General features: G+C 30.0%; 20 protein-coding genes. 4 read left to right on the top strand and 16 right to left on the bottom strand.

Features of this window, described 5'->3' with window-relative positions:
• Positions 1–227: 227 nt before the first annotated feature.
• The 6 genes from plsY to COI44_RS04385 form a co-directional block, all read right to left on the bottom strand.
• Positions 228–800: a glycerol-3-phosphate 1-O-acyltransferase PlsY gene (gene plsY / locus COI44_RS04410; RefSeq protein WP_098426847.1), complete on the bottom strand. Its 573-nt coding sequence runs from the start codon at positions 798–800 to the stop codon at positions 228–230.
• Positions 801–977: 177 nt separating this feature from the next.
• The gene (locus COI44_RS04405) at positions 978–1220 is read right to left on the bottom strand and encodes an amino acid transporter (protein WP_098426846.1); all 243 of its coding nucleotides are present in this window, start codon (positions 1218–1220) and stop codon (positions 978–980) included.
• A gap of 152 nt (positions 1221–1372) precedes the next feature.
• Positions 1373–1519, bottom strand: a complete 147-nt coding sequence (locus COI44_RS24485; protein WP_286163756.1) for a DUF3953 domain-containing protein — start codon at positions 1517–1519, stop codon at positions 1373–1375.
• Between the two features lie 1113 nt (positions 1520–2632).
• Positions 2633–2812, bottom strand: coding sequence for a hypothetical protein (locus tag COI44_RS04395; RefSeq protein WP_098426844.1), 180 nt, complete (start codon positions 2810–2812; stop codon positions 2633–2635).
• Between the two features lie 413 nt (positions 2813–3225).
• Complete coding sequence (locus COI44_RS04390; RefSeq protein WP_098426843.1) at positions 3226–3693, bottom strand: hypothetical protein; 468 nt, start codon at positions 3691–3693, stop codon at positions 3226–3228.
• 432 nt (positions 3694–4125) lie between these two features.
• Positions 4126–4446 carry a hypothetical protein gene (locus tag COI44_RS04385; RefSeq protein ID WP_098426842.1) on the bottom strand — a complete coding sequence of 107 codons (321 nt, stop codon included), beginning with the start codon at positions 4444–4446 and terminating at the stop codon, positions 4126–4128.
• Positions 4447–4692: 246 nt separating this feature from the next.
• On the opposite strand from COI44_RS04385, the gene COI44_RS04380 reads away from it, so the two are divergent.
• Positions 4693–5067 (top strand): DUF3888 domain-containing protein, encoded by a 375-nt coding sequence (locus COI44_RS04380; protein ID WP_098426841.1) that lies wholly within the window; start codon positions 4693–4695, stop codon positions 5065–5067.
• Between the two features lie 174 nt (positions 5068–5241).
• Here COI44_RS04380 and COI44_RS04375 read toward each other — a convergent pair whose 3' ends face one another.
• The 10 genes from COI44_RS04375 to COI44_RS24475 form a co-directional block, all read right to left on the bottom strand.
• On the bottom strand, positions 5242–5775 hold the full coding sequence (locus COI44_RS04375) for a GNAT family N-acetyltransferase (RefSeq protein WP_098426840.1): 534 nt from the start codon (positions 5773–5775) through the stop codon (positions 5242–5244).
• 85 nt (positions 5776–5860) lie between these two features.
• On the bottom strand, positions 5861–6115 hold the full coding sequence (locus COI44_RS04370; protein ID WP_098426839.1) for a hypothetical protein: 255 nt from the start codon (positions 6113–6115) through the stop codon (positions 5861–5863).
• A gap of 92 nt (positions 6116–6207) precedes the next feature.
• Positions 6208–6441, bottom strand: coding sequence for a hypothetical protein (locus tag COI44_RS04365; RefSeq protein WP_098426838.1), 234 nt, complete (start codon positions 6439–6441; stop codon positions 6208–6210).
• 229 nt (positions 6442–6670) lie between these two features.
• Complete coding sequence (locus COI44_RS04360; protein ID WP_098426837.1) at positions 6671–6874, bottom strand: hypothetical protein; 204 nt, start codon at positions 6872–6874, stop codon at positions 6671–6673.
• Positions 6875–7158: 284 nt separating this feature from the next.
• On the bottom strand, positions 7159–7374 hold the full coding sequence (locus COI44_RS04350) for a hypothetical protein (RefSeq protein WP_098426835.1): 216 nt from the start codon (positions 7372–7374) through the stop codon (positions 7159–7161).
• A 722-nt stretch (positions 7375–8096) separates the two neighbouring features.
• Positions 8097–8300, bottom strand: coding sequence for a hypothetical protein (locus COI44_RS04340; protein ID WP_142329223.1), 204 nt, complete (start codon positions 8298–8300; stop codon positions 8097–8099).
• Between the two features lie 176 nt (positions 8301–8476).
• The gene (locus tag COI44_RS04335) at positions 8477–8689 is read right to left on the bottom strand and encodes a hypothetical protein (RefSeq protein WP_098426832.1); all 213 of its coding nucleotides are present in this window, start codon (positions 8687–8689) and stop codon (positions 8477–8479) included.
• Positions 8690–8874: 185 nt separating this feature from the next.
• Positions 8875–9171, bottom strand: a complete 297-nt coding sequence (locus COI44_RS04330; RefSeq protein ID WP_098426831.1) for a hypothetical protein — start codon at positions 9169–9171, stop codon at positions 8875–8877.
• Positions 9172–9577: 406 nt separating this feature from the next.
• Entirely contained in the window at positions 9578–9934 is a 357-nt protein-coding gene (locus tag COI44_RS24480; RefSeq protein ID WP_286163750.1) for a type I restriction enzyme endonuclease domain-containing protein, read from the bottom strand.
• Positions 9935–10213 carry a hypothetical protein gene (locus COI44_RS24475; RefSeq protein ID WP_286163749.1) on the bottom strand — a complete coding sequence of 93 codons (279 nt, stop codon included), beginning with the start codon at positions 10211–10213 and terminating at the stop codon, positions 9935–9937.
• 1379 nt (positions 10214–11592) lie between these two features.
• On the opposite strand from COI44_RS24475, the gene COI44_RS04320 reads away from it, so the two are divergent.
• From COI44_RS04320 to COI44_RS04310, 3 genes are all read left to right on the top strand, one after another.
• Positions 11593–12774 carry a YhgE/Pip domain-containing protein gene (locus tag COI44_RS04320; RefSeq protein ID WP_286163748.1) on the top strand — a complete coding sequence of 394 codons (1182 nt, stop codon included), beginning with the start codon at positions 11593–11595 and terminating at the stop codon, positions 12772–12774.
• Between the two features lie 3 nt (positions 12775–12777).
• The gene (locus tag COI44_RS04315) at positions 12778–13308 is read left to right on the top strand and encodes a PadR family transcriptional regulator (protein ID WP_098426829.1); all 531 of its coding nucleotides are present in this window, start codon (positions 12778–12780) and stop codon (positions 13306–13308) included.
• A 160-nt stretch (positions 13309–13468) separates the two neighbouring features.
• Positions 13469–14341 carry an SDR family oxidoreductase gene (locus tag COI44_RS04310; protein WP_098426828.1) on the top strand — a complete coding sequence of 291 codons (873 nt, stop codon included), beginning with the start codon at positions 13469–13471 and terminating at the stop codon, positions 14339–14341.
• Positions 14342–14617 lie beyond the last annotated feature (276 nt).

Raw genomic sequence — 14617 nt, 5'->3', positions numbered from 1 at the left:
TTTCAGGATAGTTGAATAAGAACGGTGAAGTTCTACCTTTCTGAACATTTTTTGACTATAAATTTTGATGAGGTTTTGTTCTTCTGTATAATGAACCACGCGATCAAGGTCAAAATTTTTAATTTATGACTACGAACATAAAAATGGGAACAAAAAAAGACCGACAAAACGTCGATCATGTTATGCAACTAACGCACCCGTTAGCTGAACAAATATATTCAATATTTTTAAACTATTTTGTTCTCTGTTCCTTTTAAAATTCTCTTTATATTTTGTCGATGAAGAATGATTATTGATACGCTTATTAGTAGCGATAATGTTATGATAACTTTATCTTCAAATATTAGACTGTAAATAAATAATACTATACTCGCCAACATTGAACTTAGTGATACATACTTAGTAAATAACAATGTTAGTAAAAACACAACAAAACCAACCAAAACACCTAAAGGTGTCAAAAATAAAAAAACTCCAGTTGTTGTCGCAACAGCTTTTCCGCCTTTAAAATTAGCAAATACAGAAAATATGTGTCCTAATATAGCTAATAAACCACAAACAATAGGGTTAATCGTAGAACTAAGTATTAGTGGAAGTAAACAAGCAAGTGTACCTTTTAATATATCACCAATTGCAACAATTGCTCCTGCTTTCTTTCCAAGAACCCTATAAGCATTAGTTGCACCAAGATTTCCACTACCATAATCACGAATATCTTTCTTATAAAACACTTTACCGATTATTAAAGCAAATGAAATTGAGCCTATTAAGTAACTCAAAATCAGAGTTAGAATGTTCAAATTAGGTATTATCTCCTCACTTAGTTTGTTATTTTAAGTATTTCTATTTGTTGTATATCATTTCCTGCAATGCTTCTTGCACTAAACTGCCATTTACTTCAATAAAAAAACGAGCTGCAAGCAACTCGTAATCTTCAACTAAAGCATGCGTTAGTTGAACAACGATTTCTAGACTCCTCAATCAATTATGTTCATAACAATCGTTAATAAAAAAGCAATCAAAAAGAAAAAAATGATAAAATAGCCTAAATATTTAATGGGCTTGGGTAAGCTATTGAGCTTCGCATTTGAAGCGCGAGGAGTATTTCCCTCAATTTTATTAAAATGGTCAATCACATCATTAAATGGCTGTCTTTCACTCAATACCTGTATTTCTTCTAATGACTGTGTTTCCTTTAATGATTCTTCATCTTTTTGCATTTCATCACCCCTAATAATTTTAAATTACCTGATTGAACTATACAGCTATAGAGTGAAAAAGAGATTAATTAACGATAATCTTCTATTTATTATTCAACTAAAGCATGCGTTAGCCATCCATGAACCCTCGATTCACAACAGTGAATGGAAGTTTATATACTCCCATGGTAGTTCAATAAGAATGTATAAATAGAAACGAATATATTGAACCCAGATACAAGTATAAGTGAATAATTAAGAGGTTTTCGTTTTTCTTGCAAACCCATTATCAATAACATTACTCCTAAGAAAAATAACATATATGGCATTACAACAAATCTATCTGTTATTAAAGCATATACTGCTAAAACAAATGCAAATAGTCCAAAAACATTTTTGAATATTTTTAACAAAGAACTACCTCCTTAATAAAAAATTTAAATGAATCCCATTAAAATTCTACCATATTATTCCAATTTCGTGTTTTAAACTTTCGCTAATTAACCTGCCAGTTTTTTCAATAAAAAAAGCCACATATGCGACTCTTGATCTTGTTCAACTAAAGCATGCGTTAGTTACATATCACGAGTTGCTCGCAGCTCGTTTTTTTATTGTAGTGACTGGCAAATTAGTTAACAAGTAATGTAATTAATAAACTCATCTAGATTATCTCAATACCGATAATTTTAAAATATCTACATATATGTATTAGTAAAAGTTTAGTTTTTTGAAGGTAGTTATACCCTTATGCAAAGAATAAAATTTATGATTAAATCGTTTATGAACGAGCCATTGTGGTTCAAAATACTAATCTCTACAACTTTTCTTGCTTCAATAATTTTAAGCAGTTCAGTTTTTTCAAACTATGCTTATTTGCAAAGTTGTTCTAAATTAGCTGCGGCTATTTTCTTTGGTGCTTATGGTATTAAAATTAGGAAAAATTTTAAAAGAGCGCTAGTATTAATTGGTTGTTCTCTTATATGTATTTACCTATCAATCATGTCAATATATTAATGTTACTAGTAATTTTTAATGAAATGAATTAGAAACATATCATCCTTTAAATATTCAGTATTAACTCAACTAACGCATGCGTTAGTTATATAAGGAAATTTAATTGTTTCTTAATTTTAATAATCAAATAGTATTGACTAAATATAAAATGTAAGAATCACTTGCAATAATAAAAAGTACCAGTACTAACATCGAAAAAAATATATTTGAGGTGATTTTATTTTTCTTATTTAACATTTTTAATTTAAATAAAATTATTAAACACAAAATAATACTTACCCCAAGAAGCGAATTTAGGAGCAAAATTTTTCTCCTCTCATACTAAATTTAATTATTAAATCTCTGTCTAAGAACTAAATTACCATAACAGTTCAAATGATCTTTAATTAACGCATGCGTTAGTTACATAAGGTTTTACATTATTTTTTCTTCTCTAAAATACTAATTCTCTGTTCTAACTCATTAATCTGTCTTTTTAATGTCGATGAATTATTCGTTATAAATTCGATTACTTTTTTTATGAGTATGAATAGAACAAATCCAATTAAAAATACAATTGATAAACTAAATAACGTATTTATTAAACTAAAATGCCCCAATTTATTCTCTCCTTACAATCGTATTTTCATTTGTATTATTGAATTTTATTATTAATTATATCAATTGCGTAAGTGCTTGTAACTTGGGGGAATTTTATGCTTGGTTACTTGTAAAACTACATAAATTTGAATGTTAATATGTCGAAAACCCCCAAAAAAAAAAACACAGAATATGTAATATTTAGGCTAAATTTAATGTGTCATCAAACAAAAACAAGGGGGAATTTTAATTTATTCTATTAACTAACTTAATTCAACTAAACTGCCATTTAGCTGCATAAGAAAAACGATCCTTCGTTATTGAAGAATCGCACACGTTATTTAGATAAGGAATTATTAGTCTTATCAAAAATTAATTTGTAAACGAAGATATAAATTTAAAGAAAATTCTGTCTTTTTTTACTTTGAGGTAGTTACAAAGCATCAAAATTTTTACTAATTGTAATAGAATTACTTAATTTCATTGTTAGTTTCTCAAAATCTTTTATTAATAAATTACTTATAAAAATATCAATTTCTTCCCCAGAATGCGTTGCTAAAATGAATTTATCACTAATTATAAAAGCTCTTTCTATATCTTCAACTTTTATTTCCTTTCTAGAACTAAATATACCTTGATGATGGATAGAGAGTATATTATTCTCAAACCTCAAATAATCAATTGAATTAAGTTTAATAAAAAATAAAGCTTTTGGAATAAACAACAAAATAAAGATTATGAACGGTATTAATGGTATTAATAATAAAAAATACGTATGACTGAATACATCCCAAAATGAATATACGAAAAATAGTATGAGTAAAAAAAATATAAAATTACTCAGTAAAATACTATATCCAAACATCTTCGCTTTGGGAAGTTCTTTGTATTTCAGTTTCAAAATTCTACCCTCTTTCTTAGATTTTAAATCCTTTATTAATTGTATAATTCGCTAGATACATAACAAACTCCTTGTTCAACTAAACTGCCATTTTGTTGAATAAAAAAAAATCGACTATAAGGAAAGTTATTTATTTTTAATTTCTTCTAATAAAGTAATCATTTCTTTATTTTGTTTAATTAATTTGCTATATTTTGCTTTCTAAGATTTGCAAATTGAACGATACACACTATTAATATTATGATTATTAAAATACTCATCTTACACCTCCAATTTTAATAGGAATTACTTCAACAAGGTTCACCTAAAAACCTTTGCATCGAAGGCGGGTTATTTTACTCTTAATCTAAAAGTATTTTAAACATGAGCAGGGAAATAAAAATACGAGCTGTACCTAACAGCTCGTGATCTTCAACTAACGCATGCGTTAGTTCAATAAGAATTCATATACTCTTCAATTTTATCTATAATTTCATCTTTTTTCTTTGAGATAAATTCTACTAAAGGATTTTCCCAGTTAAGATTCTGAATTAGATTTATTTTAAAAAATCCAGATTTCAAATTGCGTTCTCCATACCAACCTAAATCCAAAATTAGATTCTTATCGCTGTTTTCAAGTTGCAATAAGTCTTCATTAAATTCCCACCAGTTTTCATCATCGTCATCAATTAATTCTTGTGGATCCACTTCCATGAAAGCGTTGAAGCAAACTTTCCACCCAGTTTGAATCCGAAGAGGTTGTAATTTTTTCATTAAATCCTCCTAATATACAAGATTCTCTGCACAATCTAATGCAACTAAAGCATGCTTTAGTTGAATAAGAACTCCAATCAATGACTAAGGCTTTGTATAAAAACTCCTTGTACACATATGTTATTAATGGAGGTGTAGGAATGAAAAAAATATTTATAGTCTCAATTTTATTCAATTTCCATCGGTATATCTGCCTTTTTGGGTGTAACCAATGCAAGTAATAATGAAGTGATAGATGTTTCATCAATGAAATTTTCATCGTTAGACAAAGTAAATAATCGATTTTACGAAACCTTTGTACTAGATCTTTATCGTAAAGAAATAATGAACAGTATCAAAAATTATTATAAAAACAAAAATGAAAAAGTTCGAGGTTATGTGACCCCAGAAGATGAAAAGTATGTTTCCATACAATCAGCAAGAAATGTAAAAGGTTTAGAAGGAAAATTTAGTTATGTATTAAAAATTACAATACGTCCAGTGGAAAAAGATGAAAGCATCCTTGGTCTAGACACATTATATTTAGCTGTTGAACCATACAGAATGGACATGACTAATCTTCCTAAAGGTCTTACAAAAACGAAGTTATTAAAATATGATCATAAGGAAGTAAAAAAATAATATTAGTTATTAATTTTTATTTACATAAGAATATATATATAGGAAATAAAAGGGGACTTTCTCATGGAAAGTCCTTTTGCTACTTATCCAACTATCGCATGCGTTAGTTGCATAAGAAATTTTTTTAAATGTCTTATTTCATATTTTCTTTACAACGATTAAACCATCTTTTTCTTATAATTCATTCCACTCTTCACGCAACAACCCCATACGAATTGAGTCATAATAATTCCCATCATAAAAACGACATTTTCTTAATCTTGCTTCCATTGTCATTCCCAATTTTTCTCCAACTTTAATCATACGATGATTACCCGACCAAGTTGTATAACCTACACGTACAAGAGGTAGTGTATTAAATAAATGATTAATCCAAAGTTTTAAAGCTCTTGTACCAAAACCTCCACTCCAATAGTTGGGATCATAAATACCTATCCCCATTTCAAGCCAATTAGATGGTTTATGTTCCCAATAGAAGCTGACTGTTCCAATGACTTTCCCATCTACCTCTATAATCCATTTATCCTCTTGATTTACAACAGAATTCTTAGTTTTTAAATAGTCCTCAAAAGTGACAGCTTTATGTTCAAAATATGGTGCATCCCATTTCTTCCACTCTGGTGAACTCTCTTTATACATCAAAGTCCAAAGTGAAAATAAGTCCTCTTCATAAATTGGTCTAATTCGTAATGGTAAATTATTATTCAACTTATTTGCTCCTTCAATTATTAAAAATATTGGTAGATTTCAAAATACCTAAATTAGTTAAAATTTTATTCAACTTATGCATGCTTTAGTTGAATAAGGTTATGAATAACCAAAATGAAATTGGTGCTAAAACAAAGAGAAGAATGAACAACCAAATTAAGACTCCTCTTTTTTCAAACCATGCTTTTATAAATCCTTGTCTTATCTTTTTATTAAAAATGCAGATTCCTATTAAAACCAATAATGCAATTAAATCGCCGAATTTAGTATATTTTAGAAAAGGTATTGTTAATGCAATAATAATGACTAAAAATACTTTTCCTGATCTTTTCATTGTCATTTTATATCCTCATCTACCAACTTTTTTAATAAGATTCTACCATTAATTGTCCCTTCCTTGTTCAACTAATGCTTGCTTTAGTTGCTATCCCATTAAAAAAATTTCTCCTCTTTATAGCTTAATTTGATGACGAAAGGGAAAAAAATAATAATAAGTATAACGAATATCCAACTTAAATATCCTAAGCCCAATATAACTTCTTTATCTTTAAAAGTTGCAAATTGTTTGGTTCTGCAATTTGGACATTCTTTCCCTTTTTTAGTAAAACCGAGTTGCCATATGTCTTTTGCTTTCCATTTATAGTTACAATTATTGCAATGTGCCACAATTTACCTCCATTCCCACTATCACGCTTTTTTTAAAATACTTCTTTAAGAAAATTATACCTATAAAACGGGTATTAGTAATTTGGGGGAATTTCGCCTTTTTTCACAAAAAATAAATCATTCATATTCAACTAAACTGCCATTTTGTTCAATAAAAAAGGACCGACAAATCGTCGATCACGTTGTTCAACTAATGCATGCGTTATGTTAATCTCATATTTCCTTCTTTTTATAAAAGCCTTCTAAATCTTAAGACCTTAATCTCATTTATTGGTTTGTTAATTTCAATTGACAACTCAGATTTAATAAGTTTATCCAATTCAGTTTCATTTTCTGTATGAGCAACTTCTATTATAGAGCTTCTATTATAGTTTTCTGCTATGTAGTTACGACCGTTCCAATTAAACAACCTATATTTGACTTCTATTTTCATTTCATCACCTCTCTAATCATTTCGACAAAGAGAAATTTTAATCCTTTAATTCAAGAACCACAACTAACGCTGACCCCAAACATAGTTAGTATAAGTACAAATAAAAAATTTAGATTTGGAAACGTTCTTGCTTCCATAGATATTTTCAGTATGATTCTGAAAGAGGAAAATAAGATTCCAAATAATAATAGATTGAAGAAAAAAATTACTAGCCAAATGTTAGCTCGAGACATCTAAACGGTTCCCCTTTAAATAATTATTGATAAATTAACTAAGATGTTTTTCTAATTAATATCGTTAATCATTTTTTTAAACAGTTCCAATGGAATAATAAACTTAGTTGTATTCTCATTCTTCCAATAAGTGATAATTTCTACTTGATTCCCTTTTTTCTCAACTTCCAGTAATGAATTCTCCCCTTTATCTCTTACAGAGACAAATCGGTTACCATTTTTCTTCTCTTTTTGTTTGTATTCGTAATTTAAATTTATATATTTCATATATACACTCTCCTAATAAAATCCGTAAATTAATATTACCATATATTGGAATTATCAGTTCTTTTTTACAAGGATTTTCTTAAACTATACTGCGAGTTACTTAAATAAAAAAAGCCGCATTAAGCAGCATGTGTACTTCAACTAACGCATGCGTTAGTTACGTAAGAACTAGTTAAATATATTCTTTTTGCCTATATATTTTTTGTATAAAATATAGAACCAAAACTGAAGTAGCAACTAATAGACAAAAACCAATAACATTGATTCTAAAACCATGTTTAAAGAAAATAAAAGCATTTAAAATATTAGTGTTAAACAAGTGACCTATAAAAAAGTAAATAAAGTAAACAGCGAGTATTACAAATAAAACAAGTATTTTTAATCTCTTATTTTTTTTAGAAAACATAACAAATATGAGGGGTATAACAATTCCAATAAAAGGAAAAATCTGTTCAAATAAATCCACGACAATAATTCACATCCTCTTGCACAATGACTATTTGCTTAATCCAATTTTATCAAATCTCAACTAATGCAATGCGTTAGTTGCATAAGAATGGCTGAATATGTTAGTAAGTAACGTTACCATTTGAAATCCACGAATTTATACAAGAAAATGTACAATTAAATGCACAATATTTGTTCTCCGAGGTAATACTTATAGTTCCCTATTTAATTATTCATCTTTTTTATTAATCCAACATCTGAGTATTTAATATACGTTATTTTGCCATCCTTGTTGAGATATACTCTTCAGGTCCAGTAAACTGTTGTTTTAAGACTGATTTGATTGTTGTAATGTTTTTGTCTTGGGGTGCTGCGTTTAATGATTTAATTCCAGAACAACCAGTTACTAAAATAATTCCGAATAATAGTAACGACATAACTTTCCATTGATAGAATAGTTGCTTAATTTTTTTTTTCATTTGTTCCTCCAAATTTCGATAAAATGAATGATATTTACTTAAATACATTCCATTTTTCCCCTCAAAACTCCTTTTCCTAATACAACTAACCTGCCATTATGTTGAATAAGAAAAAGCGATCTTCTATTGAAGTATCGCATGCGTTAGTTGAATAAGGTCTTCTAGCAATTAACATATTATAGTAAATTTGCATTCTTTAATAAACCAAATAATACCAGTAGAAGACCTAAATAAAATAGACTAGTAAGTCCAACAAATGGCTCTAAAACAAAATTAAAAAATACACCTAATCTATCCTTTGTAGATGTTGCTTTCTTGATATCATGTAAAAAGATACCTAACGAAATTATTAAACAAATACCACCCGCAATTAAAGATAAAATTCCCATTTTTTCATCACCATCTTTTATTAAATGAACTTGTTTTCAGATCAGCTGCCGAAACAGTCCCAGTGTTATTCAACTAACGCATGCTAGTTGCATAAGGTTCCTGTAATAAATTATTCTAAATACCTTTTTACAACTTGTTGCTGTTTTTTACTAAGAGATTCAAAACTTGAATAGAGATTTAATTTTTAAAATAATTTATCATAAATGTAATATCCTTTTTCCCCTATAAAATAATATGATCTATAAAATTCTTTATATTGGGTAATTGAGGAATCTAATAGTTCTTGATTCTTGTAAAATTCTACATTTTTTACAATAGCCGACGACTTATCATTAGGAATTGTTTTTATAATTATTTTTAATTCCTTATTTAATTTAATGACGTGATTTATAACAAACTCTCTGTTTATTTTATTTACACTATCAGCAAAGTAAAAAAATATTAATAGCAAGATTATAAATATACTTCCATACAAGTCCAACTAGTTATCCTCCTAAAAATAAAAAGTCCCATTTGATATTAATATCATTTTACCATTTTTAAATATAACCGTTTTAATATAATGATTATTACTGAAAATTTGTTATTCAACTAAACTGCCATTTAGTTTAAGTGTAATCCTTCACAATATCATTCTTCAACAAACTTCATTTAAAATTTTCATTGTTTTTCCATCAAAATCATGTCAAAAAAAGAAATTAGAGATCTATATATTTTTTAAAACATTTCGAAACAAATATGTATTAATCATTAATTTATTAAAATTGATAAGTACTTAAAAATTAAATAGTGAATGTTTGAGTTCTAAATGTTGATTCCCATTCTTAATAGCTATATACACACAGATAACCAACCTAACTCAAACTATTAGGTTGGTTGGTTGCTTACTACCGATATTGAACTTCCGCAAGAGCTGTAAAATAGCCCACTAACATTGATGCATCACTCATAAACATCTTTTTCTTTAATAAGATAATCTTCAAATCCTCATTTAACTTTCGTTTAAAATCGGTCTTGGATGTCCAATCACGGAGTGTAGTGACACGTTCTTCGATGAATTGGTGAAACTCCACCGCAATACTCTTTAACTCATCCTCATCTTTTTGTCCTTCAAACACTTCGAATAATTTATTATAGAATGGCTCTTGTTCCGAAGATAATCCGCTTTTGGTCTGACCTTCGACTTTTTTTACTAGGTCCTCACGAGTCTCATAGAGCTTTTCGATTAGTTCATAGATATTCATTTATCGCTCTTTAAATTTTTCTAACAAGTCCTCGACCTTTTTCTTGAGAGACGTGTAAAATACTTCATCTTCTTTCATTCGGACGGAAATTTCATGTTTGATTGCATGCTCAATTTGAGCAGCCTTTGTTTCTGGTAAAACATATGCCTCTACTTCTTCCTTAATAGAAGCATCTAAAATAGATATTGGATCACGTACAACAAATACCTTCTGATTGTAAATGTTTATAAACGAGATTTCGAACCTTTTCCCCGCAATCGGAAATATCCAGTCCGTCATCTACCGAAAAACGTGATTTCGCTAACTGACGAATTATCCCAAGATGTTTTAAATCACCTACAAATTTTTCAGCTTTCGGACTTGGCATAACTTTATCCATACTTTCTGCAAATCGTTTATAAGCAATATCAAATTCCGCCCGGGCATCTTCATCCGAAAGGCGTAGAACACTCTCTTCTTGCTGTGTTTTCTTTAGTCCATCAAAAAAAACGCATGGAGGAACGATGACGCTGTTCCAATCGTGGTAACTCTTCGTCAATCGAGTGTAGAGCTCCTTTCACATCATTCGCACTAAAGATTTCAAGCGCTTGATCGTGGCGGCCTTGCCGTAAATGGAACAGGAACCTACGGAATGTTCACGCTCGTCCGTACAGACCGTGGTTATCGGTCCATTTAACACCGAAGCGACACATACGGAAATGACAGTAATGTTCACTTTTCCTTACTGATCGGTCCGTCGTGCTGCCCGCCTGACTTACATTCTTAACGTTCATTCAATTACTTTTCATAAGAAAATAGGTTGCTAGAAGGCAACAAGTTTTTCACTTACCAGCAGATGTCAGGACGATTTGCTTGTATTTATCTGAGATCGCAGCCACCCATAAATATTCGACGTTACGATGACGACATTCTTCTATATAAAATGGCGCATCGATAAGAAAAACTTCTTCCACCAAGAAGACAAATCGAAGTTCAAGTAACAATCTCATTGTGTAACTAAAGCATCCGTTTTTACCGAAGTCTATAACTGAAAAGGAGGACTCTTCAACTCCTTCTACTTCCTGTTCAAATATTTCAAATTCTTCTTCATCTTCAAGGCAAAACCAAAAATGAACAATTAAACGTTAAATGACAATATAATTGTTCAATTAAAGGGCCATTTTCTGGAATAACACTTAATGGGGTACCACCACATACCCATTAAGTTAAAGTTTTGTAGTACCCCCAGAACGAAATTTTGGACTTTCTTGTAACTTATAAGCTCAATTTATCGTTTTGGGGGTGACCTATTTTCTTGGCTTGATGGGCATGCGGATTTCCTCGTTATAGGCTACTCAGCTCGATTATGTGAATTGTACAAGAGGGAAATCTAATCATCAAAAAATAGGAAAATAATCATTATTGGTGCGTTGATCCAGGAAGGATTAACGCTTTTTTTGTTAAGTTTATTGTATTAAGGAGCAGCCTGAAATTTTATTATTTATTTTAAAATTTTTTTTATTTAAGATTGACATTTATGCTAAGATTGTTTATATTAACATTGTTTATATCAACATTGTTTATATCAACATTGTTTATATCGATGTTATTAATATAGATAATGTCAATATTAATATTAATATTAAACAACATAAGTAAATTAAAGGAGGATTACTGAATTGAAAAATGTATATTTATCCTTATTAAAAACGCCGAGCGTTATTATTGGGTTAATAACTGCAATTATTTTTCAGGTGTTATTTAGCATTATCTGGCTTACAGGATATGATCATGTTACTGACCGTACTGATCAATTTAAAATTATTATTGTAAATGATGACTCTAAAATGGGGGCACAAATAGCAAAGAATTTAGAAGAAAACTTAAAATTTAAAATTACTCATTCTTCAGTCTTAAAAAGTGCAAAGGAAAAGCTAGATGATCGTAAAGTTCAAATGGTAATCTATATACCAGAAGATTTTACTACTACGCTTCAAAATAATGAAAAGATGGCAAAAATCATTTACTCTTTAAATGAATCAAATCCAAGTATGGTAAAAAGTGTAATGCAAACAGTTGAGGATAAAGTAACTAGTACGATTAATAACGAATCGGTAAAGTCGGGCTTAAAAGTTACTTTTGAGCAAATGCATGTACCTTCCAATCAAACTATTGGATTATCTCAAGGACTATCAGAACGTGTACGTCCTGTTGTTGATGATATTAATAAAGTTTCAAATTTTTCAAGATTGATGGTTCCAATGATGTTAGTAATGGCATCCTTTACTGGTTCAATGCTATTTATTATGGAAATGAACAAAGCTGTTAAAGCTTACAAGAATTTATACAATCGTTGGCAAAGGTTCGGGGCTAGAGTTCTTTTAATTGTTACGGCTACCATCCTGATTTCTACCTTTGGATCTATTATGGTTTATGTAATGGGCGTACATTCTCCTCAAGGGTTTATAACAATGTGGTTTTTCCAAATAATATATGTACTAACATTCCTATTCCTTGCCCAGGTTCCATTTTTTATTGTGGGTGATGCAGGTGGATGGGTAAATATTGCTATGTTATCTTTTCAACTGTTATCATCTGGTGCAACTATACCAAGAGAGTTATTGTCATATTTTTATCAAACCGTAAGTAACTTTCTACCAGCAACTTATGCAGTTGAAGGAATTATGAACCTGGTTACTGGAGGTCCATCCATTTCTCATGAGATAATTATGCTTTGCAGGATTTTAATGGGTATTATCGTCATTACATTAATACTAGTGGCTCTACAAAGGGAAAATAAAAAAGAAAACATTCATAAATACACTTTTGAAAAAACGGTAAAATATAAAAAAGAGGTATAAACAATGAACATACAAAATGTTATTCTAGGATTTTTGTCCGAAGAACCAATGAGCGGATACGATATTAAAAGAAAAATGGAAGTAACAGTTGCTCACTTTTTTGATGCTTCTTTTGGAGCAATTTATCCAGCATTAAGAAGAATGGAGAAAGACGGATATGTAAAAAAAGAAGTTATTCAGCAAGAAGGGAAGCCAAATAAAAATTTATATGTGATTACCAGTAAAGGACAAGAGGAATTTCAGCAGTACATGGAAAGCCCAATAAATCCGACCATTATGAGGTCAGATTTTTTTATCCGATTGTTTTTTGGGAAATTTACAAAGAAAGAAAACATTCTTCAATGGATGGAAAATGAAAAAGAGCATGTTAAACGAGATCTAGAAAGTTTATTGAAGGTGCAATCAAATTCACCAAATACTGATAAATATAAAAAAATAACACTTGAGTATGGACTGGAATATTCAAAAATGACAATAAAGTTATTAGATACACAAATTAAGTTTTTAAGGGAAGAATATAAAGGAAAATTCTAAAAGTTAAATGCTGTTAGGATTCTACATCTTGGAAGCACTTCACATATTTGTTTAAGTACAGAATTATTATTTCACCTGTTGACAAAATAGTTACATGTAAATTAAATGGATACATGTAATTGATGTTATTACAGGTAGAACTAAATTGGAGGGAATATTAATGAAAATATTAGTTACCGGAGCAACAGGGAAATTAGGTTCAAAGGTTGTAGAATCATTATTGAAATCTATACCTGCAAGTGAGCTGGCAGTGAGTGTTCGAAATCCAGAGAAAGCAGAAGGACTTCGTGCTCGTGGAATAGAAGTTCGTCAAGGAGATTTTGATAATCCAGAAACATTAGACAATGCTTTTACGGGGATTGACCGTTTATTAATTATTTCTGCCGATGGTGACAATGAAACGAGAATTCGTCAACATACTAATGCTGTTCAAGCAGCTGAGCGTGCAGGAGTAAAATTTATTGCTTACACAAGTATAGCGAATGCAACAGAAAGCAAAAATCTAATGGCTCCACCTCATGTTGGGACAGAAGCAGCTATCATTAGAACGGGTATTCCATATTCTTTCTTGCGTAACAATTGGTATCTAGAAAATGAAATCGGAAGCATTCAAAGTGCTATGGCAGGAGCTCCATGGGTAACTTCTGCTGGAAAAGGTAAAGTAGGCTGGGCACTGCAACAAGATTATGCAGATGCGGCGGCAGCAGTTCTTGTTGGAAACGGTCACGAAAATACAGTGTATGAACTTTCTGGTCCCCTTTTAACTCAAGAAGAATTGGTATCTGCTCTTGGGGCTGTATTGGGTAAAGAAATACCTGTACAACAAGTTAGTGACGAAAAATATGCAGAGATTATGAAAGGCTTAAGTTTACCTGATTTTGTGATTCCGATTGTAGTAGGAATTCAAGAAAGCATTCGGAACGGTTCACTAGAAGTTGAAAACAATGATTTTGAGAAAGTTCTGGGTCGTCCAGTTACGCCGATAAACGAAGCACTGACCCAACTTGTTAATTCAATTACACAAAAAAGTTAAAAATGAACTAAAAAAAACCGACATTAGTTGTTTTTTTTTGCAGAATTATGTTTGCAAACCTAAAAAGGAGGTTCTATAAGAATCTAACTGTAAAAGAACTGAATCTGATATCAGAATTTAATTTATCAATCAATTTACATTGCAAATTTCAGATTTGTTATTAGGATAATCCTCTCAAAATATATGTATTTTACACATTATCATTATATTTAATGATTAACTAAGGAAAGTCTATAAAGCCTGGCACCGTATTGTCTGATGTAGAAAATATAGACA

It is taken from the genome of Bacillus sp. AFS088145 (assembly GCF_002564465.1).
In the GTDB taxonomy this organism is placed as follows: Bacteria; Bacillota; Bacilli; order Bacillales; family Bacillaceae_G; genus Gottfriedia.
Note: the sequence above shows the minus strand (reverse complement) of the source record. Positions and strands in the feature narration are given on the sequence as shown.